General features: G+C 59.7%; 26 protein-coding genes. 7 read left to right on the plus strand and 19 right to left on the minus strand.

Features of this window, described 5'->3' with window-relative positions:
- Window positions 1-9: 9 nt before the first annotated feature.
- From ABD903_RS00180 to ABD903_RS00200, 5 genes are all read right to left on the minus strand, one after another.
- Window positions 10-576 (minus strand): NADH-quinone oxidoreductase subunit NuoE family protein, encoded by a 567-nt coding sequence (locus ABD903_RS00180; RefSeq protein WP_345220277.1) that lies wholly within the window; start codon window positions 574-576, stop codon window positions 10-12.
- Between the two features lie 10 nt (window positions 577-586).
- Entirely contained in the window at window positions 587-1,858 is a 1,272-nt protein-coding gene (gene nuoD / locus ABD903_RS00185) for an NADH dehydrogenase (quinone) subunit D (protein WP_345220278.1), read from the minus strand.
- A gap of 47 nt (window positions 1,859-1,905) precedes the next feature.
- A complete protein-coding gene (locus ABD903_RS00190; RefSeq protein ID WP_345220279.1) occupies window positions 1,906-2,469 on the minus strand; it encodes an NADH-quinone oxidoreductase subunit C in 564 nt (187 codons plus the stop codon).
- Window positions 2,470-2,550: 81 nt separating this feature from the next.
- The gene (locus ABD903_RS00195; protein ID WP_345220281.1) at window positions 2,551-3,108 is read right to left on the minus strand and encodes an NADH-quinone oxidoreductase subunit B; all 558 of its coding nucleotides are present in this window, start codon (window positions 3,106-3,108) and stop codon (window positions 2,551-2,553) included.
- Between the two features lie 87 nt (window positions 3,109-3,195).
- Window positions 3,196-3,582 (minus strand): NADH-quinone oxidoreductase subunit A, encoded by a 387-nt coding sequence (locus tag ABD903_RS00200; RefSeq protein WP_345220283.1) that lies wholly within the window; start codon window positions 3,580-3,582, stop codon window positions 3,196-3,198.
- 249 nt (window positions 3,583-3,831) lie between these two features.
- On the opposite strand from ABD903_RS00200, the gene ABD903_RS00205 reads away from it, so the two are divergent.
- On the plus strand, window positions 3,832-4,434 hold the full coding sequence (locus tag ABD903_RS00205) for a Uma2 family endonuclease (RefSeq protein WP_345220284.1): 603 nt from the start codon (window positions 3,832-3,834) through the stop codon (window positions 4,432-4,434).
- A 10-nt stretch (window positions 4,435-4,444) separates the two neighbouring features.
- Complete coding sequence (locus ABD903_RS00210; protein WP_345220286.1) at window positions 4,445-4,867, plus strand: hypothetical protein; 423 nt, start codon at window positions 4,445-4,447, stop codon at window positions 4,865-4,867.
- 82 nt (window positions 4,868-4,949) lie between these two features.
- Here ABD903_RS00210 and pruA read toward each other — a convergent pair whose 3' ends face one another.
- Together pruA and ABD903_RS00220 are read right to left on the minus strand one after the other, a co-directional pair.
- Complete coding sequence (gene pruA, locus ABD903_RS00215) at window positions 4,950-6,620, minus strand: L-glutamate gamma-semialdehyde dehydrogenase (RefSeq protein WP_345220288.1); 1,671 nt, start codon at window positions 6,618-6,620, stop codon at window positions 4,950-4,952.
- 78 nt (window positions 6,621-6,698) lie between these two features.
- Entirely contained in the window at window positions 6,699-7,097 is a 399-nt protein-coding gene (locus ABD903_RS00220) for a hypothetical protein (RefSeq protein WP_345220290.1), read from the minus strand.
- A gap of 167 nt (window positions 7,098-7,264) precedes the next feature.
- Here ABD903_RS00220 and ABD903_RS00225 point away from each other — a divergent pair, with 167 nt between their 5' ends.
- Window positions 7,265-7,981, plus strand: a complete 717-nt coding sequence (locus tag ABD903_RS00225) for an SIMPL domain-containing protein (RefSeq protein ID WP_345220291.1) — start codon at window positions 7,265-7,267, stop codon at window positions 7,979-7,981.
- Window positions 7,982-8,020: 39 nt separating this feature from the next.
- Here ABD903_RS00225 and ABD903_RS00230 read toward each other — a convergent pair whose 3' ends face one another.
- The 4 genes from ABD903_RS00230 to ABD903_RS00245 all read right to left on the minus strand — a co-directional run bounded on the left by ABD903_RS00230 (window position 8,021) and on the right by ABD903_RS00245 (window position 9,906).
- A complete protein-coding gene (locus tag ABD903_RS00230) occupies window positions 8,021-8,413 on the minus strand; it encodes a hypothetical protein (RefSeq protein ID WP_345220293.1) in 393 nt (130 codons plus the stop codon).
- A gap of 7 nt (window positions 8,414-8,420) precedes the next feature.
- Window positions 8,421-9,116 carry a YjjG family noncanonical pyrimidine nucleotidase gene (locus ABD903_RS00235; RefSeq protein ID WP_345220295.1) on the minus strand — a complete coding sequence of 232 codons (696 nt, stop codon included), beginning with the start codon at window positions 9,114-9,116 and terminating at the stop codon, window positions 8,421-8,423.
- Window positions 9,117-9,180: 64 nt separating this feature from the next.
- Window positions 9,181-9,501: a (2Fe-2S) ferredoxin domain-containing protein gene (locus ABD903_RS00240; RefSeq protein ID WP_345220296.1), complete on the minus strand. Its 321-nt coding sequence runs from the start codon at window positions 9,499-9,501 to the stop codon at window positions 9,181-9,183.
- 9 nt (window positions 9,502-9,510) lie between these two features.
- A complete protein-coding gene (locus ABD903_RS00245) occupies window positions 9,511-9,906 on the minus strand; it encodes an ArsR/SmtB family transcription factor (RefSeq protein ID WP_345220298.1) in 396 nt (131 codons plus the stop codon).
- Between the two features lie 125 nt (window positions 9,907-10,031).
- Between ABD903_RS00245 and ABD903_RS00250 the strand changes: the two genes are divergently transcribed.
- Together ABD903_RS00250 and ABD903_RS00255 are read left to right on the plus strand one after the other, a co-directional pair.
- Window positions 10,032-10,706 (plus strand): carboxypeptidase-like regulatory domain-containing protein, encoded by a 675-nt coding sequence (locus tag ABD903_RS00250; RefSeq protein WP_345220300.1) that lies wholly within the window; start codon window positions 10,032-10,034, stop codon window positions 10,704-10,706.
- A 342-nt stretch (window positions 10,707-11,048) separates the two neighbouring features.
- Entirely contained in the window at window positions 11,049-12,425 is a 1,377-nt protein-coding gene (locus tag ABD903_RS00255) for an NAD(P)/FAD-dependent oxidoreductase (protein ID WP_345220302.1), read from the plus strand.
- A gap of 67 nt (window positions 12,426-12,492) precedes the next feature.
- On the opposite strand, the gene ABD903_RS00260 is transcribed toward ABD903_RS00255, so the two are convergent.
- The 7 genes from ABD903_RS00260 to ABD903_RS00290 all read right to left on the minus strand — a co-directional run bounded on the left by ABD903_RS00260 (window position 12,493) and on the right by ABD903_RS00290 (window position 19,931).
- A complete protein-coding gene (locus ABD903_RS00260) occupies window positions 12,493-12,909 on the minus strand; it encodes a hypothetical protein (protein ID WP_345220304.1) in 417 nt (138 codons plus the stop codon).
- A 115-nt stretch (window positions 12,910-13,024) separates the two neighbouring features.
- On the minus strand, window positions 13,025-13,423 hold the full coding sequence (locus ABD903_RS00265; RefSeq protein WP_345220305.1) for a hypothetical protein: 399 nt from the start codon (window positions 13,421-13,423) through the stop codon (window positions 13,025-13,027).
- Window positions 13,424-13,445: 22 nt separating this feature from the next.
- On the minus strand, window positions 13,446-14,720 hold the full coding sequence (locus ABD903_RS00270) for a carboxypeptidase-like regulatory domain-containing protein (RefSeq protein WP_345220306.1): 1,275 nt from the start codon (window positions 14,718-14,720) through the stop codon (window positions 13,446-13,448).
- 234 nt (window positions 14,721-14,954) lie between these two features.
- Window positions 14,955-15,329, minus strand: coding sequence for a PH domain-containing protein (locus ABD903_RS00275; RefSeq protein ID WP_345220308.1), 375 nt, complete (start codon window positions 15,327-15,329; stop codon window positions 14,955-14,957).
- A gap of 98 nt (window positions 15,330-15,427) precedes the next feature.
- The gene (locus ABD903_RS00280; protein ID WP_345220310.1) at window positions 15,428-16,870 is read right to left on the minus strand and encodes an amidohydrolase; all 1,443 of its coding nucleotides are present in this window, start codon (window positions 16,868-16,870) and stop codon (window positions 15,428-15,430) included.
- Between the two features lie 100 nt (window positions 16,871-16,970).
- The gene (locus tag ABD903_RS00285) at window positions 16,971-17,474 is read right to left on the minus strand and encodes a nuclear transport factor 2 family protein (RefSeq protein WP_345220312.1); all 504 of its coding nucleotides are present in this window, start codon (window positions 17,472-17,474) and stop codon (window positions 16,971-16,973) included.
- A gap of 96 nt (window positions 17,475-17,570) precedes the next feature.
- Window positions 17,571-19,931: a M1 family metallopeptidase gene (locus tag ABD903_RS00290; RefSeq protein WP_345220313.1), complete on the minus strand. Its 2,361-nt coding sequence runs from the start codon at window positions 19,929-19,931 to the stop codon at window positions 17,571-17,573.
- A gap of 756 nt (window positions 19,932-20,687) precedes the next feature.
- On the opposite strand from ABD903_RS00290, the gene ABD903_RS00295 reads away from it, so the two are divergent.
- Both ABD903_RS00295 and ABD903_RS00300 read left to right on the plus strand, forming a co-directional pair.
- The gene (locus ABD903_RS00295; protein ID WP_345220315.1) at window positions 20,688-21,557 is read left to right on the plus strand and encodes a DUF4249 domain-containing protein; all 870 of its coding nucleotides are present in this window, start codon (window positions 20,688-20,690) and stop codon (window positions 21,555-21,557) included.
- Window positions 21,554-23,989, plus strand: a complete 2,436-nt coding sequence (locus tag ABD903_RS00300; RefSeq protein ID WP_345220317.1) for a TonB-dependent receptor — start codon at window positions 21,554-21,556, stop codon at window positions 23,987-23,989. The genes ABD903_RS00295 and ABD903_RS00300 overlap by 4 nt, the downstream gene beginning before the upstream one ends.
- 18 nt (window positions 23,990-24,007) lie before the next feature.
- Here the strand turns inward: ABD903_RS00300 and ABD903_RS00305 are convergent, their stop codons facing one another.
- Window positions 24,008-24,616 (minus strand): HupE/UreJ family protein, encoded by a 609-nt coding sequence (locus ABD903_RS00305; RefSeq protein WP_345220318.1) that lies wholly within the window; start codon window positions 24,614-24,616, stop codon window positions 24,008-24,010.
- Window positions 24,617-24,675: the final 59 nt, after the last annotated feature.

Consider the following 24,675-nt stretch of genomic DNA (forward strand, 5'->3'; position numbering starts at 1 on the left):
TGCTTCGGGTTATTGTTGCGTGTGCTGCAAACCAGTCTGTTCCCAGGGCAGCAGGGGGCGGTGCACCAGATTGCGCAGCTCGTTGAGCATGGCATCCACGGCTTCCTGGGTATCCAGCTGCTCGTAGTATTTCTCCCGCACCTGCACGATGGGCGCCGTGCCGCAAGCGGCCAGGCATTCCACTTCTTTCAGGGTAAAGAGGCCATCGGGCGAAGTGCCGCCTACTTTGGCGCCGGTAATGCGCTCCAGGTTGGCGGTCAGCTCATCGGAACCGCGCAGCATGCAGGGGCCCGTGCGGCAGATTTCCAGCACGTGCTGGCCCACCGGCTTCAAGTTGAACATGGTGTAGAACGAAGATACCTCGTACACCTCGATGGGTAGAATGCCGATGGTTTCGGCCACCAGATCCTGTACCTCGGGGCTCACCCAGCCCCCAAACTCGGCCTGCGCAATGTGCAGGATGGGCAGCAGGGCCGACTTGCGACGGTCGGCCGGGTAGTGTTCAAACAGACGAGCAATTTCCGCCTTGGCGGCTTCGGAGAATTGCGGCTTTACGGTCGCGGTTGTCGATTCCATTAGCAGCAGATTAAGCGTCCAGCTCGCCGGCAATGACGTTCATGGAGCTCAGGGTAAGAATGGCGTCGGAGAGGGTAGAGCCGACCACCATTTCGGGGTAGGCCTGGTAGTAGATGAAGCAGGGCCGGCGGAAGTGCAGGCGGTAAGGCGTGCGCCCACCGTCCGACACCAGGTAGAAGCCCAGTTCGCCGTTGCCGCCTTCCACCGAGTGGTAGACTTCGCCCACAGGAGCCTCGATTTCACCCATCACAATCTTGAAGTGATAGATGAGGGCCTCCATGTTGCGGTACACCTCCGTTTTGGGCGGCAGGTAGTAGTGCGGCGCATCGGCGTGGTAGGGTCCTTCGGGCAGGTTTTCCAAGGCTTGCTCAATGATGCGCAGGCTCTGCCAAATTTCCTCGTTGCGCACCAGGTAACGGTCGTAGGTGTCGCCGTTGGTGCCCACCGGAATTTCGAAGTCGAAGTCCTGGTACGAGGAATAAGGGTTCATCACCCGCACATCGTAATCGACGCCGGCGGCGCGCAGGTTCGGGCCGGTGAAGCCGTAGTTGAGGGCGCGCTCCGCGGAAATCGGACCCACGTTGATGGTGCGGTCCATGAAGATGCGGTTGCGGTCGAACAGGTTCTGGAACTCGCGCATCACGGCCGGGAAACGCTTCAGCCACACGCGCAGCTTCTCAATGGCTACCGGCGACAAATCACGCTCCATGCCACCCACGCGGCCCATGTTGGTGGTAAGGCGCATGCCGCACACCTCCTCGTAGATTTCGTAGATGTTTTCGCGCTCCTCAAACAGGTACAGGAAGCCCGAAAACGCACCGGTATCCACGCCCAGAATGCCGTTGCACACCAAGTGGTCGGCAATGCGGGCCAGTTCCATCATGATAACCCGGATGTACTGGGCACGCTTGGGCACCTGCACGCCGAGCAGCTTCTCCACCGTCATGTGCCAGCCCATGTTGTTGATGGGCGACGAACAGTAGTTCATCCGGTCGGTGAGCGGGGTAATCTGGTAGAAGGGCCGGCGTTCGGCAATCTTCTCGAAAGCCCGGTGGATGTAGCCAATGGTGGGCACGCCGGAAATGATTTTCTCGCCATCCATTTGCAGGATGTTCTGGAAAATGCCGTGCGTGGCCGGATGCGTCGGACCCAGGTTCAGGGTCGTCAGCTCTTGGCTGAAGTCCTCGGTGCGGGGTACCAAAGAGCCGCGCGTCCGGCGTTCGGTTTCGCGGGCTTCTTCTATGATTTTATGGGTAGCGTCGAGCGTGTCGTTCGTTGCCATGGAGTCGGGGTTCGGGCGGCTGGCTGGTTGACCAGCCGTTTCAGAAACTATCGGCCGAAGAACAAATCGGTTTTGTCTTCGCGGGTGCCGTCTTCGAGAGGGTATTCCCGGCGCATGGGGTGGTAGTCCATGTCCTCCACATTCAGGATGCGAATGAGGTTGGGGTGGCCGGTGAAAATGATGCCGAAGAAGTCGTAGGCTTCGCGCTCCATCCAGTTAGCCGTGGCGTACACATCCGTGAGGGTGGGCACTACGGGGTCGGCAATGGGGAAGAAGATTTTCAGACGGAGCCGAATGTTTTGCGTGAGGCTGTGCAGGTGGTACACCATGCCCAGTTCCTGGCCTTCCTTCTCGGGCCAGTGCATGCCGCACATGGTGGTCAGGAAGTTCATCTGCAACTGCTCCTCGCCGTGCAGCACGTCAATGATTTCGTGAATCCGCTCGCGGGTGGTGGTTACCGTGAGCAGGCCGTAAGGCTCTTCCACGTCGGTAAACGCATCAGCGCCGAACAATTCCTGCAAGCGGGCCAGAATGCGGGCGTTGGCCGCGGCCGTGGGGTCCAGTTCGGCAGCCAGCTCCTGGGCGGCGGGTGATTCGTTGGATTCAGACATTCTTCGGGAGAAGCTAGGAGTTAGGAGCCAGGAGATAGAAGAGCAGGATGGCGAACATTCTCGCTCCTGTCTCCTAACTTCTTACTTAATGTTGTATGAGGCCAGCAGCGCCTGGTACTCGGGCGTGTTGCGGCGACGGATGGATTCGTTTTTGGCCAACTCCTGCACGCGCATCAGGCCTTCCAGCACCTGCTCGGGGCGGGGCGGGCAGCCGGGCACGTACACGTCCACGGGAATGATGCGGTCGATGCCCTGCAGCACGGAGTAGGTATCGAAAATACCACCCGACGAAGCGCAGGCACCCATGGCCAGTACCCAGCGGGGCTCAGCCATTTGCTCGTACACCTGTTTCACGATGGGGGCCATCTTCTTGGCAATGGTACCCATTACCATGAGCAAGTCGGCCTGGCGGGGCGAAAACGACGGACGCTCCGAGCCGAAGCGCGAAATGTCGTAGTGGGCGCCCATGGTAGCCATGAACTCGATGCCGCAGCAGGAAGTAGCGAAAGGCAACGGCCACAGGGAGTTGGCGCGGGCAATGCCCACCACCTTGTCCAGCGACGTGGCAAAGAAACCGGCGCCTTCAATGCCCTCGGGGGCGGCTACGGTCTTGATTTCAGGAACGCGGTTATCACTCATGGCGAAAAGTCTGGTTGGAAATAAGCTAAGCGGCAACCTCAGTCTCCCCAACATCTGCCGGAAAGCAAAGGTTTACTGCGTTTCAGCTTACTGCTGCCACTTCAGAATACCCTTCTTGATGATGTACAGGAAGCCGGCCAGCAGCAGGCCCATGAACAGCAGCATTTCCACGAAGCCGAACAAGCCCAGCTCCCGGAAATTCACGGCCCAGGGGTACATGAAGATGACTTCCACGTCGAAGAGCACGAAGAGAATAGCAGTGAGGAAGTATTTCACCGAAATCGGGGTGCGGGCGTTGCCCACCGACTCGATGCCGCACTCGAAGGAAGAATCCTTCACGGTAGAGCTGCGCTTGGGCCCCACGAGGTGGGAAACCACCATGGCAAACGCGACAAAGGCCAGTGCGAGGCCCAGTTGAATCAGAATCGGTAGGTAATCGACCGGTTGGTACGTGGCGGTGGTAGCTAACAGCATGGCGAAAGGGGTTTGCTGTAGAAAAAAGGCATTGGGGGGCAAAGGTAGAACGAAAACCGGGGGGGTGCAACGAATCCAAGGCCATTGATGCGGCCGGATTAGTAGTAGTGGTTTTCGAACGTGCGGCTTGGATAAGTTCTATGGGAAATAGGCACTACCCAGGCCTGCCGTTGATAAACACAAAACCGGGCCTGTTTGTCACGGGCTGGGCTTAAAAGGTATCTTTGAAGAGTAGTAACCGCAAGCACAATGGCACAACCGCAAGCAGCCCCGCGCCTTTACACGGTAGACGAATACATGGCCCTGGAGCTTACCTCGGAGCTCCGGCACGAGTTCTTTGCGGGTGAGGTATATGCTATGTCGGGCGGAACCAGTGCGCACAACACCATCACGCTGAATTGTGCGAGCAGCTTACGCACTGCGCTGCGCGGCAGCGGGTGCCGGGTGTACATGGAGTCGGTGCAGCTGGCCGTGGCGCAAGGACACTATTACACCTACCCCGATGTAATGGTAACCTGCCACCCCGATGACATAGCGGCCGAACGTACCATGCGGCACCCGGTGCTCATTATTGAAGTACTGTCACCATCAACGGCCGACCACGACCGGAGTTGGAAGTTCAATCAGTACAAGCAGCTGGCTTCGTTGCAGCACTACATATTGGTGTCGCAGCACGTGTGTTTGGTGGAGTGGTTTCGGCGTGAGCCCAGCGGGGTGTGGTCATTTACAGCCCTAGCCGACATGACCGACGTACTGGAAATGCCAGAGTTAGGTGTAACTCTGCGCGTGCAGGATATCTACGATGAGGTAGCAGTGCCTATGCTAAGTGCCGAGCCGCCGACGAACATGTAAGACCTAGCTGATGAAACAGACTACTCCGCAGATCAGCTGGACTACGTTAGTACTATGGATTATGATTGTCGAAACCATTACAGCTACTAGCGTTATCCTGATCTATCAAGAAGCGGGCTTAATAGCCGTAGTGGCTATAATAATTAAGGTCCTGACGTTGTACCCCTCGATATTACTTATAGGTTGGGCCGTTAACCGCTTTATAAAGCTTCAATTCTATGTCAAATACGCAGTGTTTTGTGTCTTATCGTATTGCAGCCTGTTATTAATTATCGGATGGCTCGCGGAAAAAAACTTATGGATTATGCTGCGCGACCTGCATTCAAACAGCCAATTGTATTTGGTACTTGTGGGCCCTTTTGCCACGGCACTGCTGGTAGCTCCTTTAGTCGATAACCACTTCAATAAAAAAGCAAACATCCGCACCTCTTAACTCGGATTCTTAGGTGACATTTGCCGAAACGAAAAGCCGCTCCGGTTTCCCGAAGCGGCTTTTTGCAAATTGCCTGCGCAGCTTAGAAGCCGCCTTTGCCGGTTGCGTTCAAGTCTTCGCCGGTGTCCACGCCCAGGAAGGGGTAGCGGTAATCCACGGGCGGCACGAAGGTTTCCTTGATGGTGCGCGGCGACACCCAGCGCAGCAGGTTCAGGATAGAGCCGGCTTTGTCGTTGGTGCCGGAGGCGCGGGCACCGCCGAAGGGCTGCTGGCCCACCACGGCGCCGGTGGGCTTGTCGTTGATGTAGAAGTTGCCGGCGGCGTGCACCAGCTTGCGCGTAGCCAAATCTACAGCGTAGCGGTCCTTGGCGAAGATGGCGCCGGTGAGGGCGTAGGGCGAGGTGTTGTCGACCAGCTCCAGCGTCTTCTCGAACTGCTGCGAATCGTACACGTGCAGCGTCAGCACCGGGCCGAACAGCTCCTCGCACATGGTCACGTACTGCGGGTCTTTGGCTACGAGGATGGTGGGCTCGATGAAGTAGCCTTTCGACTTGTCGTAGTTGCCGCCGGCCAGGATTTCCACCGAATCGTCGTTTTTGGCGGCATCGATGTACTTGGCCAGCTTGTCGAACGAAGCTTCGCTGATAACGGCGTTAACGAAGTTCGAGAAGTCCTCCACGTCGCCCATCTTGAACGACTTTAGGTCGTCTATGAGGTACTGACGGACTTCGTCCCAGAGGTTAGAGGGAATGTAGGCGCGCGAGGCGGCCGAGCACTTCTGACCCTGGTATTCGAAGGCGCCACGGGTAATGGCGGTGGCTACTTCCTTGGCGTTGGCCGAGGAGTGAGCAAGAATAAAGTCCTTGCCGCCGGTTTCGCCTACCACGCGGGGGTAAGAGCGGTACTTCGACACGTTCTCGCCGATGGTCTTCCAGATGTTGTTGAAGACGCCGGTGGAGCCGGTGAAGTGGATGCCGGCAAAGTCGCGGTGCTTGAAAATGACGTCGCCGGCAGTGGGGCCGTCCACGAACACCAGGTTGATGACGCCGTCGGGCACGCCGGCTTCCTGAAACAGCTCCATGAGCACCTGGGCCGAGTAAATCTGGGTGTTGGCGGGCTTCCACACCACCACGTTGCCCATCATGGCCGGGGCCGCGGGCAGGTTGGCGGCAATGGAGGTGAAGTTGAAGGGCGTGAGGGCGAACAGAAAGCCTTCCAGCGGGCGGTGCTCCATGCGGTTCCACATACCAGGCGCCGACTCGGGCTGCTGCTGGTAGATCTGCTGCATGAAATGCACATTGAACCGGAAAAAGTCGATCAGCTCGCAGGCGGCGTCGATTTCGGCTTGGAAAGCGTTTTTGCTTTGGCCCAGCATGGTGGCCGCGTTCAGGCGGGCCCGGTAGGGGCCAGCCAGCAGCTCGGCTGCTTTCAGGAAAATAGCGGCGCGCTCCTGCCAGGGCAACTCGGCCCACATGGGGCGGGCGGCCAGGGCGGCGTCGATGGCCTGTTGCACGTGCGCGGTGGTGCCGGCGTGGAAGTGGCCGAGGGTGTGTTTATGGTCGTGGGGCGGGGCAATGCGCTGGGTGTTGCCGGTACGCACTTCCTGGCCGCCGATGTACATCGGAATGTCGCGCTCCTGGTTTTTGAGCGTCTTAAGCATCGCCTTTAGTTCGGCGCGCTCGGGGGAGCCGGGGGCGTAGCCTTTTACCGGTTCGTTCTTAGGGGCAGGGACGTTAAAAAAGCCGTTGGCCATAGCGGGGAAATTGATGTTTCGCGTGGGAGTGGGCAAAGGTAACACAGTACCGATACCGGCCGGAAGTAGAAAATGTACTCAGTGCCTGACGCGATAAATCATCAAGCCCAATAAGCTGGTACTGATGAGTAGCTGCCAGTGGCCTGACCACGGTTTGTCGGCAAACTGGGTTTGGCTGACACTGGTGCGGTTGTAAAGAATGGAAATGCGTTGACCCTCGAAAGCATTGTTAAACTGCTCGGCGGTAACGCTCATGGTTGAGTAAGTGCTATCCGATATGGGCGTCGGGTACGCCAAGCCTAATTGATACTGACGGTTTCGCCCGCTGTTGTGAAATTCCTTGCTCAGAACGGTTGCCATAGCTTCTGGCCCGTTGGAAACTTGGTAGCTGATAAACCACTGAAAGCAGGATACCACGAAGAACCCGGCAGCTGCCACCAAGGCGTAAACTTCTGCCCCGGATTCTTTAGAACTCATAGAGGCTTGTGCGTTATAGTTCTGCCAAAACTATAAGAAGTTCTTCAACTCGCTCAGGTAGCTGATTTCGTAAGTCGTTTTGGCCGAGTGTAGGCGTTTCTTGGGGTTGCTGTTGGGGTACAATTTTAGCCGGCGGTGGCACGTTCATTCGGCAAAAGGATACTCCGATGCGCTTACTCTTGTTCGTTGGCTGCCTGCTGGCCTGCGCCGCCTGCCGCCCAACTTCTGAAACCGCCGCGCCTGTTCGGCAAATCAAGGTGTCGGGTTTCGGGACGGTTACGGCTTACCCCGATCTGGCAGAAATTACGGTGGAAGTATCGTTTACCAAGCCGCGCCTGAAAGAGGCTACCGCGGAAACACAGGCCGTGGTGGAGCAGGTGCTGGCAGCCTCGCAACCGTTCGTGCGCCGCAAAGAAGATATGCGGCTCAGCCACGTTTCTACCAACAAAAGCTACGAATACCTCCGGGGCAAGGAAACGTTCATGGGCTTCGAGGCCACGCAGTCGATGACGGTGCAGCTAGCCGATTTAAACCAGCTGGAGCAGTACATGGAGGCGCTGCTGCAAACCCGCATCAGCCGGATTAAAAGCCTCACCTATTCGCATTCCAAGGCCGATAGTTTGCACCGCGAGGCCCAGGCTATTGCCTTGCGCAACGCGTTGAAATCGGCGGATAAGCTGTGTGGGGTGCTCAAAGCCGAGCGTGGGCCGGTGCTGGAAGTTGTTGAAGGAGGTAGCGGGGAATCATCTAACGACGGTTGGGGGCGGCCCCGGGCCGTGGATATGGAGCTGTACGGCAAGGGTATGGGTGGCCGCAGCTTCAAGCTAATGCCGGAGCTGATGCACTTCGGCGGCGGCGTACAGGCGGCAGTGGCGCTGGAGTAGCAGAAGCTATAAGCTCGGGAGGGCCGCACCCGGTTTCCGCTACCGCAGCGAATCCAACTGAATCTGCGACCAGTCGCTGCGTTTTGCGTCAGGCACCCAGTGAGATGCCTCCCGCCGCAACGCGTAAATTTTCTGCTTCGGCCGGTCGATATAGTAAGCTGCTGATTGGGCTTGAGCGGAGGCGTCGTCGTAGTGCAACATTATAGTATCACCGCTGAGCTGAAATCGGCCCGACCTGTTGGAAGAAGGCAGGTATTCGTCAAAGCCACCGTCCCGGTATAGCGTCAGGCCCCACATGCCGGCAAAATTGTCGCTGTAGGATCGGAAAAGGACCGGATGGATGGGCTGATTGAGCCAATGAACTAGTCCAGTCAAAGCGGCGCCTCCAATCAGCAGCAATATGCCGAGCCAAATGATACGCGGTATCCGCATGGCTGGATTACAAAAAACCTTTCAACTCGCTTAAACAGCTAATTTCATAAGTCACCTCGGCCGAATGCCGGCGCTTATCGGGGTTGAAGTAGACCTGGTCGATGCCGGCGTTAAAGGCGCCTAACACGTCGCATTCGAGGTTGTCGCCGATCATCAGGCTTTCGGGGGCGGAGGTGCCGGCGCGTTCCAGGGCGTGCTCGAAGATGCGGCGGTCGGGTTTGAGGCAGCCGCTGCACTCGCTGGTCACAATTTCCTGAAAGTAGTCGGTGAGCCGGGACGAAGCGAGCTTGGCGTACTGAATATCCCGGAAGCCGTTGGTGATGAGGTGCAGGGTGTAGCCGCGGTCCTGCAGGTACTGCAGCACCTCGTGGGTGAAGGGGAAAACCGCAGATTTCTGCGGCAGCAGGTCGGTGAAGTCTTTGGAAATGGTGACGGGTACTTCGTCTTCGGGCACGCCGAATTTAGCCAGGGTGCGCACAAACCGCACGCTGCGCAGCTGCTGCTGGGTAATTTTATTGGCTTGGTAGAGGCGCCAGAGGCCGTGGTTGATTTCGCTGTAACGGCTTATGAACTCTTCAACCGTAAAGGAGCCGAAACGGGCCAGGGCGTGGTGGTCGAAGAGGTGGCGTAGGGTTTCGTCGGCGTTTTTCTCGAAGTCCCAAAGGGTATGGTCGAGGTCGAAGAAGAGGTGGCGGTATTTCACTGGAACAACGGGGTGGGTAATGGTAAGCAACAAGGTAGCAGCCGAATAGGATACAGGTAGGAGCTTATTTTTCGATAACGAGCCGCTTCACCGGGCGCTCCGCGCCCAGGTGGTCGTGCACAATGTCGGCGGCGTCTTTGGGGTGTACATCACCGTACCAAATGCCTTCCGGATAAAGCACGAGGGCCGCACCGTCGCCTTTTTTGCAGTGTTTGCACACGTCGAGGCAGCCTACGGTTTGCACCCGGTTCTTGCGCTTTTTGCCGCCGACGAGCAGGCTTTTCAGGTCCTGCTTTTTTAGCTCTTTCTTGAGGGCCTTGGCTACATCGGAGCCAACGCCGCTTTTCTGGTTGGTGCAAACGAAAAGGTGGTGCTGGTACTTCATGGTGGTGGTTTACGGTCGCGGCGCGCCGGTCCAGTGGCGGTTTTGCAGCTTATACGCCGCTAGCTCGCGGTTCGACCACAGCGTTTGGTACACTTGCTGGTCTTTTACAAGCTGAGCGTCGCGTTCCATGTAGCCGAGCTGTTGCTGAAGGAGGTCGGCGTATTCGTCTTTGATGAAGTAGAACATCCAGTTATCGAGCCGCCGGAAGTTCACGAGGCCGGCGTTTTTCAGGTAGCCGAGCTGGCGGGAAGTTTTGGTTTGGGTAAAGTCGAGTACCTGTTCGAGGTCGGAAATGCACATTTCCTGGTTGCGCCAGAGCAAATGCAAAATGCGCACCCGCGACTCGTCGCCGAGGGCCTTGAATAAACCGAGCCCGAATGCAACGGAAAAGTGTTTGAGACGCATCTTTTGGCTGAACTGCGGGTTATATAGCCGCTGGGCGGCTTGTGCTCAAAGGTAAGCCGCCGGCGTCTGGCACCTTTCTCTGGCTCCCTGAAAGAGCCGTATCTTTGTTTCTGCACCTGCCCGACATGCCCTTGATTGCCCGTTTCCACCTTTCGCTCTGCTCGTTGCTGCTTGTGCTGGCAGCTTTGTTTATGCTACCGCAGCACACCCAAGCCCAAGGGCAGCGCCAGGTGGTGCAGTTCACGGGCATTGTGGCCACCGGCGACTCGCTGCTGGGTGTACCGGGCGCAACGGTGTTTGTGCCCAAAGCCGGCCGTGGCACCGCTACCAACGCTTACGGCTACTTCTCGCTGCCCGTGCTGGCCGGCGACTCCATTGTGGTTCGGTCCCTGGGCTACCGCAATCAGTACGTGGTTATTCCGCCCGACTACCCCCGCCAGAGCTACTCAGTGATTGTGCAGCTGCGCGAAGACGCCACCGTGCTGCCCGAAGTGCGCATTTTTCCATACCTGACGGAGAAGGATTTCAAGCGGGCTTTTCTGGCTCTGGAGCTTCCCAAAGAGCGAGGCACGCGCACGGCCGAAAACCTGAACGAACAGATTTTACGACAGATTTTCCGCAACGCGCCAGTAACCAGCATGGCGAATTACCGGCAAACCATGCAGGCGCAGGAGCTAAACCAGCAACGCCGCATGGGCATGGCGCCCAACCCGTATTCCAATAACCCCTTGCTGAACCCATTTAGCTGGCTGCAGCTGATTCAGCAGGTGAAAAACGGAGATTTTAAGAAGAAGGATTAGCCTCGTCCTCTGGGTCCTTTGCCGCGGCCTCACCCCCCCGCCCCCTCTCCAAGGGGAGAGGGGGAGCCAGCCCTCAGCAACCTCAGCAACGATTGCGGGGCCGCCGAACTCTCGTTCGGCGGCCCCGCTTCGGTTTTACTGGTTCCTTGTGCACGGTACCAAGCGGCGGCGCAGGCGTTAGCCGCAGCCGCCGCAATCGTTGCTGACGTTTGGCTCCCCCTCTCCCCTTGGAGAGGGGGCCGGGGGGTGAGGCAACCACAGCCCACGTTTTCCGGTAAAGTTGAGGAATGGCCGCATTACGTCACCGCGGGTTACCTTTCCCCGCACTTTCTCCGGTCTTCTATGGATACGAACCTTCCGAAATCCAATAACCCGCGCCTGGTCATCATTGGCTGCGGTTTTGCCGGCCTGCGCCTGGCCAAGGCGTTGAAGCACGACCCCGTTCAAATTGTGGTCATCGACCGCCACAACTACCACAACTTCCAGCCACTGCTCTACCAAGTAGCCACGGGGGCATTAGAGGCCGATAGCATTGCCTACCCCATCCGCAAGATTTTTGCCGGGCAGAAGAATTTCTTCTACCGCATGGCCGACGTGGAGCACGTAAATACAGCGTCGAATACGGTGCACACCAACATCGGCGACATCAGCTACGATTACCTGGTTATTGCCACCGGTTCGCTCACGAACTTCTTCGGCATTGAAAGCATCGAGCGGAATGCCATGCAGATCAAGAGCATTCCGAACGCCCTGAATCTGCGGAGCTACATTTTCCAGAACTTCGAGAAGGCCCTGCTCAAGGAAGACCCTGAGCAGCGGCAGGCCCTCATGAACATTGTGGTAGTGGGCGGCGGCCCTACGGGCGTAGAAATCAGCGGCTCGTTAGCCGAAATGCGGCGCACCGTGCTGCCCAAGGATTACCCCGAACTCGACCTGAATAAGATGAAGATCATTCTGGTAGAGGCCGGGCCCGCGCTGTTAGGCCCGATGTCGGCCAAGTCGCAGGCCGATTCCTTGCGCTATTTGCAGGATTTGGGCGTGGAAGTGCGCCTGAACACCGGTATCAAGCGTTTCGAGGATTGCCGCGCCTACTACTCCGAAACCGATTTCATTCCGACGGAAAACCTGATTTGGGCCGCTGGCGTGAACGGAGCCGCTTTGCCGGGCCTGCCCGAGCCGGTGGTAACCCGCAACAAGCGCATCAACGTGAACCGCTGGAACCAGGTGGAAGGCATGCAGAACGTGTTTGCCATCGGCGACGTGGCCAACATGGTGACCGAGGACATGCCCAAAGGCCTGCCCATGCTGGCACCCGTGGCCCAGCAGCAAGCCGACCACCTGGCCGAGAACTTCCGTCGCCTGGCCAAAGGCCAGACGCCCGTCGATTTCGTGTACAAGAACAAAGGCGTTATGGCCATTGTGGCCCGCAACAAGGCCGTGGTGGACCTGCCCAAAGACGTACACTTCAACGGCATTTTTGGCTGGCTGACGTGGCTGTTTGTGCACTTAATGACGCTCGTGGGCTTCCGCAATAAAGTGGTAGCCTTCGTCGACTGGGCCTTCAGCTACATCAGCTCCGATCAGGCCCTGCGCCTCATCATTCGCCCCTTTAATCGCCGCGACATGAAGGACGATATGGGCAAGCGCGCCGCCGAACACCAAGTGGCCACACCGCAGTACAACCCCACACCGCCGGCTATTCAAACCCCCGCAGCGTAAGCTCAGAGTAAAAAGAAAGCCCGTTCCAGTCGTTGGAACGGGCTTTTTTTATGAAGTAGATGAGGCGTTAATTGGTAGTGACTTCGCCCTCGTTACAGGCCGAATCGGAGACATTCGAAACGGTGTAAACGGCTACCGGCGTGTCGGGGCCGTCGGCGGCTAGGCAACGGAAATCAGGCTCTTTACCGCCTTGCTGGTACGTGAAGTAAATGGTCTGGCCCTTTCTGCTGAGGCCATTCAGCTCCGAGTACGTGGAAATCACGTGGTCGTAGCGTTTTTTGCCGGTGCCATCGAAATTGTATTCGATGGTTTGGCCGCCCGAGCTGACGCCTTGGAGTTGGATGAGGGTGCCAGCCATGCAGGTGTTGGCCAGCACAATTCCTTTCACGCAGCGGGGCGTTGGCTCACAGTTGGAGAGATGTTCACAGCCGGAAGCCAGCAGGACCAATAAAGCCGCGGAGGCGGAGAGCAAAGAAGCTTTCATGCAGTTGTCGAAAAAAGAGCGGTTGATTTGCTTCTAAGAGCCAGCCACTGTTTTTTTCGGTTGCATCAGCCTTGCAATTTTTTATCAGGTAGGTGCAAAAAAGCAACCGCCGACACTATTTGCAGGGCTCGGCCTGTATAATCTCCAGGGTAATAAGCGGGGGCGGCGCCGTGCATTGCGCGGTGCGCGGGCCAAGGGCGTCGCGTTCGGCCGCCGTAGCCTCGTGGGCGGTCAGGTAGACTTTCCGGCCGGGCACGCGCAGGGCGGCGGGTAAGTTGAGGGCAGTAACGGCGAATGAATACTGGTTGCCCACGGAATCAACCCAACCCGCGGTGTTGCCGTTGGGTTGACTCAGGTTCAGCACATAACCATAGGTGCCCGAAGGAGCGGCGCAATGCCGGCCTACCACCGTGGCCTCCACGCATTGCACCGTGGGGTTGTCGTCGTCGTTGCAGCTGCTTAGGGCAGCCGTGGCGCACAAGGCAAATAGTATAGCTGTTGAGAAACGGGGCATAATAAGCAGTAAAGTTGATGATTTAGCGCTGGAGCTTGCGTGTGGGCTTGGTCGGCTGGGGCTTCACCATGGTACCGAAAGCGCCCTTTTTCTCGAACGATTCGGCTACTTCGTCTTCCAGCGGCGTGCGTTTTACCACCGGGTTGTTGGCCCAGAACTCGGGGTCGTACTTGGTTTTGCGAATCTCGTCGAGGTCCTTCTCCTGCAGGGCCGGCTTGCGGTACACGGCCGCCGCAGCGGGCGTTTCGCCGGTATCGAAGAAGAACGTGTAAGCCGAAACCGCCATGCGCTTGGGTTTCACGCCGGGCCGCTCAATGTCGAAGGACAGGTTGGTGCTGATGTGGTCGAGCGGCGAAACCGGACCGGGCGAGTTCTGAAACACGATGTCGAACTCCAGCTGCGTGTTTTTGAACTTGTAGGTGGGGTTGTTGGCCGAGCCCGTAAAATTGGGCGTGGTAATGTGGAAACGGGCCACTTTGTAGCTGTCCACGTCGATCCACACGGTGCCCTTGGCGCGGTAGGTTTTCAGCTTGGGGCTGGTTTCGAAGCTAATTTCCGCTACGTCTCGGTCGCCCTGCTGAATTACGCCCACCAGTTCCAGAATGTAGTTTTCGGCCGCGTTCGGCGAGAGCAGCGCCAAGGATTTGGTGCTGTCCACGTTGGCATCGTAAAGTCCGTAGGCGCGGGTGTAAAAAGAAAAGTCGCGGAAGTTGATGATGGCGTCCTTGGCCGCGTAGCGCGCCTGCGCCAGCGACGTACCCTCGATGCGGGCGTTGCTGGACTTCACGTTCCAGATCATTTCCTGCAGCTCGGTAGGGTCGTTGTCGAGGCGCGTGATTTGGCGGTAATAGGCCTTGCCATAAAAATTACGGCTGTAGTTGGCCTTCATGTGGCTGTAAGCCCGCGTAACCAAGGTGGCGGCGTAGCTTTTGATTTCCACCTCGGGCAGTACAATGCTGGCCGAGGCAAGAGCAATCTGCAAGGCCGGCTCGGCGCTGGTTACCACCACGGAGTCGCGCTGGTGGCTTAGCTCCGATACCATAAGGGTGACGGGCAGCGTGGACACACGCAGGGTAAACTCGCCGTTGGCGTTACTGGTGGTACCGTTCGAGGAGCCTTTCACGCCAATGCTGGTGAAGGGAATAACCTCTTTGGTGTCCTTGTCGATGGTGGTGCCCTTGAGCAGGTACTGGGCTTGGCTGGCGTGGCCGAGGGCCAATAAGAACAGAACAACTACCAAACGAATGGCCGAATTCGGCCGTAAGCGGAAGCGAAAGAAAGGGGTGGAAACCAGCACGCGCGGAATACTTTAAAGCAAACGAAGCCCGAAACTACGCGGGCTGCCGTGGAGCCACAACGATTTTAGTGCCGGAAAATTTCCCGCACGTACTGTGAATAGGCGAAAGAGAACATAAAACAACTGTCATCCTGAGCGCAGCGAAGGACCTTGCCACGCGTGAACAAGTTGTTCTTATGCGAAAAGGTCCTTCGCTGCGCTCAGGATGACGATAGTCCAAGATTAGTGTTTACTCTACAGCGCGTATTCGGCCAGGGCACGGGCCACGTCGTGAATGGTTTTGTCGTTGCGGAAGGTTTTGCTGACGGGTTCTGCCTCTCCCCGAATCCAGATTTTCAGTTCCGCGTCCATATCGAAGTGGCCGGTGGTTTCCATGCTGAACCGCTCGATGCTGCGGTAGGGTACGCTCATCAGGTCGCGCTTTTTGCCCGTTACGCCCTGCTTGTCTACCAGAATCAGGCGCTTGTTGGTGAAAATGATCTGGTCGCGGATGATGGCGTAAGCGCGCTCCACCCGCTCGTTGGAGCCCAGGATGCGCAGCAGCTCTTCCTGGGTTTCGTTGATGTCGCTTTCCGAAGCGTTGCCGAGTAATGCGTCGAGGAGGCCCATGGCTGTAAGATGAAGATTGATGTGTGGGGTAAACTACAAGAAAATTACCGGGACAAACCGGACCTGTGGCCCAAGAAGCTATATCAGCTCAATGGACCTCAGTCGCGGTAATTCAGCGCTGGAGGCCGGTTGCCGAGCAGCGGCTGGTACTGGTAGCTGCCCACGTTGCGGCGGTGTTCCTCCTGCGCCTGCCGCAGCAAAGAGGGCGTGGTAAACAGGTCAAGGCCGGTCAGGGTCATGGTTTTGGCGGCCACCAGCATGCCCTTCGAGCCGATTTCGGTGCCGCCGCAGGCCACGGCCTGCCAGCTGTGCGCTGCCGTGCCGGGCACCCAGGTAGCGGCTTCCAATCCCACGGTAGGCACCACGTAGCTTACGTCGCCCACATCGGTGCTGCCGCCGCCCTCGTGCAGGGTGTAGGGGCCGATTTGGCTGGCAGCGTCCAGCGGCGGGGCGGGGAAGCCTAACGAGGCCTGAATCTGCTGGCCGAAGCTGCGTTCGGCCTCGGTGTAGCGCACGCCGCCCACGCGCTGCAGGTTTTGCTGGAGTACCTGAGCCAGCGTTTGGTTGAGCAACAGGTCGTGGGTACCGCCGATGACTTCGTACTCCATGGTGGTGCCGGTGCCCAGGGCAGCGCCTTCGGCGGCCTTCACTACCCGCGCGAAAATGGCCTTGACGTCGTCCTTTTTCGGGTGGCGCACATAGTAGTATACCTCCGCAAAATCGGGCACCACGTTGGGGGCCTTGCCGCCGCCGGTAATTACGTAGTGAATGCGCGTTTCCTGCGGCACGTGTTCCCGCATCATGTTCACCATGTGGTTCATGGCTTCCACTCCATCGAGGCCGCTGCGGCCACGCTCCGGCGACATGGCCGCGTGCGCCGACACGCCCCGGAAACGGAATTTGGCCGAGGAATTAGCCAGGTAGTTATTGAGCATGGTGCGGTTCTCGTTGGCCGGGTGCCAGTGAATAACCGCATCCACGCCCTTGAACAAGCCGGCGCGCACCATGTACACCTTGCCGCTGCCACCTTCCTCCGCCGGCGTACCATAGACTTTGATAGTGCCTTTGAACTTGCCCTGGGCCATGAGCTGCTTGAGCTCCACGCCCGCTGCCACGCTGGCCGTGCCAAACAAGTGGTGCCCGCAACCGTGGCCGGCATCCTGGCCCGCAACGGGTTGCTTGCTGGGCGTGGCCTGCTGCGAGAGGCCCGGCAGCGCATCAAATTCGGCTAGCAGGCCAATAACCGGCTGGCCGCTGCCGTACGTGGCCACAAAGGCAGTCGGAATATCGGCCACGCCGGCCTCCACGGCAAAGCCGTTGTCGCGCAGGAGTTGCTGCAGCAGCGCCGAGCTGCGCTTTTCCTTGTAGCCTACTTCGGCAAAGCCCCAGATTTGCTGGGCCACGTCGCGGTACTTGGCGGACGCGGCATCGAGGTCTTTAACGGCAGCGGTTTTCAGGGCCGCCGGGGCGCCGGGGTAGGAGCGGGGAGCGGCGGCGAGGAGCAGGCCGCTAAGCAATATCGGAAGGAGAAAACGGCGCATTTGTAGCGGTGAAGAAGAATGAGCAGAAACTAGCAATGCGGCGAAGGAGCTCATGCCCGCCCTAAAATCAGGTGAGAAATACAGATGTCAGGTAGCGGTGTTAATGGTCGTAGCTTACTACGCGGGTCACTTTCCATTCCGTGCCGCGTTGTTGCCAAATCATCATGTTCTTGAATACGCCGCAGTCGTCTTTGCCATTTTCTTTATGGCAGAACTTATGCAAATGTGTTTCTACTGCTCCGTAGCCGGGAATAGGATATACTTCCAGGGTGCCGGGCACCAACTCCCTACGCAAGCCGGTGTGCTGGTTGTTGGCAAAGAGCCGTTTAAAACCATCCATGGTTTGCTCGTAGTTGGTCAGACCTCCTTTGTCGTGGAAGAACTCGACATCTGAGGCGAAGAAGGTGCCCAGCTTGGCTACGTCTTGACGGTTGAATGCCTCAAACATCAGGCTATCCATCCGAGCAATGGTGTGATAAAGCTCGTTGCGTACGGCAGCGGGTTCGTTAGCCCCCGGCTTAAGGGGTTTCTGTGAAGCAGTAGCACAAGCTTGTAGCACGAGCAGTACTGCTAAGCAAGCCACCAGGGAAAACAGCCGATTCATCTTGAATGCAGGTAGGTGAACCAAGAGTAGAAAGATCCACAAATAAAAACAGCCGGACCAAACGGCCCGGCTGTTCAAAGCTAAGAGAAGCAAGAATTAATTCCCGCCGCCCGTGGTGCCCGTGCCGTTGTTGCGCTGCGGCTGCTGCGACGACACGTTGCGCTGCATGGGATTCGTAGCAGGACGTTGCTGCTGCTGGAACAACTCGAAGCGCGAGGGCGCCAGCTGGCGCGGGAAGGCGTTGTTCGAGAGGTCCGTGTCGGCGGTTTGCAGGAAGGGGTCGAGGGTAAACGAAGCCACGGGCTTCTCGGTCACGAACACCTTGGTTACCTGCTCGTTGTTCTTGCGCCAGATTTCGGCCGGAATGTTCACCACTTCCTTGCTGCCGTCCTCGAAGGTCATTTGCACCACCACGGGCATTACCAAGCCGCCAATGTTGCGGAAGTTCACCTGGTAGAAGTTCAAACCCTTGTTCAGGATTTCCTGCTCCTTGGGCGAGAGGGAAGCGTAGTACTTCTGGTAAGCGGCCTTATCGGCTTCGGTAGTTGCCAGCGGGTCGTAGCTGTTGTAGAAGTCCTTCAGGCCGGGCTTCTCGTCGTCCACCAACGTCTTCTTGATGTCCTGTAGGTTGCGCTGCTGCGAGAGGCTTTGCGGGGCCGCGTTCAGCTCCTGCCGACGGCGGGCGTTTTCCACCTCGGGGTTTTTCGAGTCCACTTTGTACCACTGCACGCCCTCAATGGCGAGGTCGGTGCGGTCGGTGGTGTAGAACCAGCCGCGCCAGAACCAGTCGAGGTCTACGCCCGAGGCGTCTTCCATGGTGCGGAAGAAGTCGGCGGGAGTGGGGTGCTTGTAGGCCCAGCGGCGGGCGTATTCCTTGAAGGCGTAGTCGAACAGCTCCCGGCCCATTACCGTTTCGCGCAGAATGTTCAGGGCCGTGGCGGGCTTGCCGTAGGCGTTGTTGCCCAGCTGCAGCACGCTCTCGGAGTTGACCATGATGGGGTTCTGCACGTTCTTGTCGGCGCGCATATAGTCCACAATCTGGCGCGGCTCGCCGCGGCGCGAAGGGTAATTACGTTCCCATTCCTGCTCGGTGAGGTACTGCATGAAGGTGTTCAGGCCTTCGTCCATCCACGTCCACTGCCGCTCGTCGGAGTTTACAATCATGGGGAAGAAGTTGTGGCCCACTTCGTGAATCACCACCGAAATCAGACCGTACTTGGTGCCGGCTGAGTAAGTGCCGTCTTTCTCCGGCCGGTAGCCGTTGAAGCACAGCATGGGGTACTCCATGCCGCCAATGTTGCCGTGCACCGAAATGGCCACGGGGTACTGGTAAGGCACCGTCATGCGCGAGTACACCTTCAGCGTGTGCGCCACCGACTCCGTAGAGTACTGACCCCACAGCGGATTGGCCTCCTTGGGGTAGTACGACATAGCCATTACCGGCTTGCCCTCAATTTCGATGCCCATGGCATCCCAAATGAACTTGCGCGACGAAGCCCAGGCAAAGTCCCGCACGTTTTTCGCGCTATACACCCAGGTCTTGGTGTTCTTGGCGCGGTTCTTTTCGGCTTGCGTGGCCTCGGCCTGAGTCACAATAACCACCGGCTTCTTGGCCTTCTTGGCTTCCTCCAGGCGCTTGCGCTGGGTGGCAGTCAGTACTTGGTCGGGGTTCTGCAAGGTGCCGGTTGCGCCCACAATGTGGTCGGCGGGGGCGGTAATGGCTACGCGGTAGTCACCGAAGGGCAGGGTGAATTCGCCGCCGCCCAAAAACTGCTTGTGCTGCCAACCGTTCACGTCGTCGTACACGGCCATGCGCGGGTAGAACTGCGCAATTTCGTAGAGCACGTTTTTGTCTTCCGGAAACAGCTCGTAGCCCGAGCGGCCGCCCAGTTTCAGGTGGTCGTTGATGTTGTAGTGCCACTTCACCGAAAACGTCACCGACTGCTTCGGGGCCAGCGGCTGCGGCAGGTCGATGCGCATCATGGTGTAGTTCACGGTGTAGGGCAGGTTTTTGCCGCCCTTCATCCGCACGTCGTCAATCTTAAAGGAGCCGTCGAAGCCGGTGCGGGCAATGTACTCCAGCGCCTGCACCGACATTTTGTCTTTCAGCTCGGCGTTCTGGGTGGAGGCCGTCATGGAGTTCGGCGCGTAAATGTTGGCGTCGAGCTGCAGCCAGAGGTAGGTGAGCTTGTCGGGCGAGAGGTTGGTGTAGGTAATGTCCTCCGAGCCGGTAATGCTCTGGTTGTCGTCGTTCAGCGTGACCTTGATGTTGTAGTCGGCGCGCTGCTGCCAGTAGTCGGCGCCGGGGGCGCCCGAGGCGGTGCGGTAGGTGTTGGGCGTGGGCAGTTCGGTACCCAGCTGGGCGAACTTGTCGGTGCCCGAGTGGGTGGATTGAGCCACCAACGGACCGGCCAGGGCTGCAACCAGGCCGGCAGTCAGGAGAAGGTGTAAACGCATACGGTGAGTGAGAAGCGAAAACGGAGCAATGAATGCGGCCTTGAAGGTAGGGCAGCGTCAGCAGAATAGCTGCTTCACGCCAAACCCAGCTCCAGAAGAAACCCAAAAACACAGCCGCAGCCCAAGTGTTGCGCCGCGTACTTCCGCCAACGGATTTTTTTGTAGGAAGAGTTTCGCGGGGGCTGGGCTTTGTCCATAGGAACTGCTGACAGTTGCGCAGCCGGAGTACGGTAGCTGCCCAGTACAGGAAGGCCAGAAAATGGCATTCAAATTTGCCCTAGCGGGTGCTTACGTGCCAGAACTGCCTCAAGCAGCTGAAGAGCCACCCAATGCGGTGACGCTGGGCGTAGCGGGCGGCACCTGCGCCGGGGCGGTATGTGGCTTGGGGGCCGCGGCGGGCCAGTCCGGTCACAAGATGAGCCTCGTTGTGGCGCGGGCTGCAAACAACAAGGAACTGCTTACAATAGGTGACAGCATCTACCGTTATGCAGCAACCAGCCTTTGGCTTTTACAAGAGCAACCACCTGTACCGAACCCGTGAGCCGTAGCGAATACCGGCTCAGTACATCTGTTTGCAGATATTGATAGCTGACTTATTAGGTTGAGGTTGATGCGCAATCGAGGCAGGCGCACCGTTCGCTAAACCGCTACAAGCAATGGCTTCCGGGAAGTTGCAGGCCGCGGTGGCAGCAGCGGCCTTTACTTATCAATCAGCAAGTGACGAAACCTTCCCCCATCCTTAAAAGCCTGATAACGTTGATCCTTCTCGGGTGCATTTGCGGGTGCATCCGGGAAATCGACGAAGACCTGCCCGCGCCACCGCGCCGGTTGGTGCTTGGCGCCCTCCTGGAGGCCGGCAAACCCGTGGAGGTGTATGTGGGCCGGGTAACCGCGATGACCGACAGCGCCCGCCGCGCCGTAAACGACGCCCACGTGGAGCTGTACCTGGACGGGCGTTTAAGCCAGGCGTTGGTCCCCGCGGGCCAGGGCCGGTACCGCGCCGCCGCGCCCGTTTTCCCCGCCCACGGCCAGATAGTTAACCTGCGCGCCACGGCACCCGGCTTCCCCAGCGTGGCCGCCACCGATACGGTGCCGCTGCTCTTCGACACCTTGCGCACCACGGCCTACCACCGCTGGCCGGTGCGCCTCGATGCCAACAACAGCCTGCTGTACGCCGAGGCCGTGCTGACGTTGCCCGACCTGCCGGGGGCTACTTTCTACGAAATCGACCGGATGCTGTGGGGCGACTTCGGCGCCACCTCCGACCCCGTTTTTGTGGCCGAAGGCGACCTGTTCTACAACCCCCAAACGGCGTTTTTCAGCGACCGGCTGTTTCGGGACCAAACCGCCGAGCTGCGGTTTCAGTTTAACCTCGGAACCCTTTTCGGGCCCAGAGTGGAACCTGCGCGCACGCAGCCGCTGGTGCTGCGCACCACCAGCCGCGCCTACTACCGCTTCCGCAAGTCCTGGACGCGCCACCGGTACAACCAAACCACCTACGCCGACGACCCGCTGCAAGTGCTCTGGCAGGGCGAGCCCGTGAACCTGTACACCAACGTGCAGGGTGGGTACGGCGTGGTGGCCTGCTTCGCCGAACGCACCCTGGCCATGCCCCGTCGTCCATGAAACAGGGCCTACTGGTGGCGCTGCTGCTCGGCGCCCTGCTTGGGTCGCGGCTAGTGGTGCGGGCCCAAACCGCGCCTGCCACCCTGCTGCGCGGCCACGTAACCGACGCCCGCACCGGCGAGGGCCTGCCCGGCGCCGCCGTGTTTGTGGCCGACCACCCCGGAACCGGCACCACCGCCGACGCCGCCGGGCGCTACGCCCTGCGCGTAACTGCTGCCGACTCCGTACAGCTCACCGCCGCGCTGCTGGGCTACGCCACGCAAACCGTGGTAGCGTCGGCCCGCCGGCCCGCTTGGCTCGATTTCCGGCTGCGCCCGGCCACCGCCACCCTGGGCGAGGTGCAGGTGCGCGGACAACGGCCCGAAGAAGCGGGCACCCTGCCGGGCCTGAGTACGCTGCGTCTCTCGCGGGCGCAAATCAAGCGCATGCCCACCCTGCTGGGCGAAACCGATGTGCTGCGCCCCTTGCAGCTGCTGCCGGGCGTGCAGGGCGGGCCCGAGGGGCGAAGCGCGCTGTACGTGCGCGGCGGCTCCCCCGACCAGACCCTGGTGCTGCTCGACGACGTGCCCCTCTACTACGTTACGCACCTGGGCGGCTTCCTGTCGGTTTTCGACGCCAACGCCATCGACGGGGTGCAGCTGGTAAAGGGCGGGTTTCCGGCGCGCTACGGTGGGCGCCTGTCTTCGGTGCTGGATGTGCGCCTGCGCGAGGGCGACCCCCAGCGCTGGCACGGCGAAGCGGCCCTGGGCGTGCTGGCCACGCGGCTGGCCCTGCACGGGCCCCTACGCCCCGGCCGTACCACGGCGGTGCTGTCGGTGCGCCGCGGCAACCTCGATCTGATTACCCGGCCGTTGTCGCTGAAAAGCTCCGCCGGTGAGACCAGCGGCGGCTACGCCTTTCACGACGCGACCCTGCACCTAACCGACCGGCCCAGCCCACGCAACCGCCTCAGCCTGCTGGCCTACACCGGCGCCGACCGCCTGTTTGTGACCACCAAAGACCTGACGCGCACGGCCCCCGGTGGCTACCGCTACCAGTACCGCGGCGGCAGCGACCTGCGCTACGGCAGCGCCCTGGCGGCCCTGCGCTGGCACCACGACTTTACCAACCGGCTGGGCGCCGTCTTCTCAGCCGGCGTTACCGATTTCTTTTACCGCAACGGCCAAACCGCCCGCAGCGCCGAAAGCGGCCCGAGCGGCGCTCGGTCCACGTATTCCGAAGCCCGTTTCCGGGCCGGCGTAACCGATGGCCTGCTGCGTGCCGCCTTCGTCCTGCACCTGGATTCAGCCCATACGCTGCGTTTTGGGGCAGGGCTCACCCGGCACGTTTTTCAGCCGGGGCAAAACCACTACGTGGTAAACGTGGGCGCCCGTGCGGCCCAAAACGTGGACAGCACCTTCGGGGCCGCGCCGGTGCGGGCAACCGAGGTGGTAACCTATCTGGAAGACACCTGGCAGCCCGCGCCGCGCCTGACCCTGAACGGCGGGCTGTACGCGGTGGTCTACGGGGCCGGCCGCACGTGGTGGTCGGTGCAGCCGCGGGCATCGGGGGAGTATGCCCTGCGCGAGAATCTGCGCCTGACGGCGTCGGCGTCGGTCATGCGGCAGTTTCTGCACCTGCTGTCTAACAACGGCGCCGGGCTGCCCATTGACCTGTGGGTGCCGGCTACCCCCGACGTGCCGCCGCAACGGGCCGCGCAGCTCACGGCCGGCGCTACCTGGAGCCGGCCCGGCGTGGCCGGCATTGAGCTCAGCGGCGAGGTGTTCAGCAAGTGGCTGCTCGGGCTCGTGGAGTTTCGGGAGGGCGCTACCTTCTACAACAGCACCCTGAACTGGGCCGAGCGGCTGGAAACCGGCGGCCGCGGCCGCGTGTACGGTCTGGAGCTGCTGGCGCAGAAAAAGCAGGGCCGCACCACGGGTTGGGTGGGCTACACCCTGAGCCGGAACGAGCGGCAGTTTACGGGCCTGAACGCGGGCCGCTGGTACCCTTTCCGGTACGACCAGCGCCACGGGGCGTCGGTGGTGGTAATGCGCGAGCTAAAGAACCTCGTACAGCTCACGGCTACCTGGCAGTACAATACCGGCAACGCCCTCACGCTGGCCCAGGGCCAATACGACGCGGCCCTGCCCGGCTACGCCGACGCTCCGCCCGGCGCCAGCCCCGGCAATCGGTTCCAGCTCGACCGGGCGGAGCTGTACGGCCCGCGCAACTCCTTTCGGATGCGGGCCTACCACCGCCTCGACGTAGGCGCCGTGTTTCCAAAGCGTGTGAAGCGTGGCGAACGGGTATGGCAGGTGGGGTTGTACAACGCGTACAGCCGCCAGAACCCGTACTACGTGTATTTCAACCGCGGCCAGGATAACCGCTGGCGCCTGCGCCAATTGGCATTGTTCCCCATTCTGCCCGCCATCAGCTACGTGCGACGCTGGTAGCACCGCCGGCGCCTGCGCCTACGCGTTCAGCTGGCCCAGCAAAAGTACCGCCGCTACCCCGGCCGCAATGCCGGTGACTACCATAACCCAGTCGCGCGGGGCGGCCCGAAACCCGCGCACGACCACAAAGCCCACCAGCAGAATCAGGAGCACAATCAGCAGCTGGCCCAGCTCCACGCCCACGTTAAAGGCCAGCAGCTCCAGCACCGGCCGCGAGGTGGCGCCCAGCAGCCCGCGCAGGTAAGAGGAAAACCCGAGGCCGTGAATCAACCCGAACACCACGGCCAGCAAGTTCGGCCAGGCCAGCCACACGGGCGCGGGCCGGCGCGTATCGTTGCGGCGCGGCCCCCGGGGCGCCTGAATCAGATTGAAGACGCAGGTCAGCAGAATTGTAACTGGAATAAGGGCCTCGATAACCGCCGCCGGAAACACCACCACGCCCAGCGTAGCCAGGGCCAGCGTGAGGGAGTGCCCCAGGGTAAAACCCGTAACCAGCGCCACTACGCGCCGCCATTCGCGCAGTACGTAGGGCGCGCACAACGCCAGCAGGAACACCAGATGGTCGTAGGCCTGCAGGTTGAAAATGTGGAAGAAGCCGAGTTGGAGGTAGGTCTGAAAAACGGACATGCGGCAAAACTACACGACGGCGTAATATGCAGGCCTGACCCAGGCATTTCCGTGTACTG

The sequence above is a fragment of the Hymenobacter koreensis genome, from assembly GCF_039541855.1.
Taxonomy (GTDB): domain Bacteria; phylum Bacteroidota; class Bacteroidia; order Cytophagales; family Hymenobacteraceae; genus Solirubrum; species Solirubrum koreensis.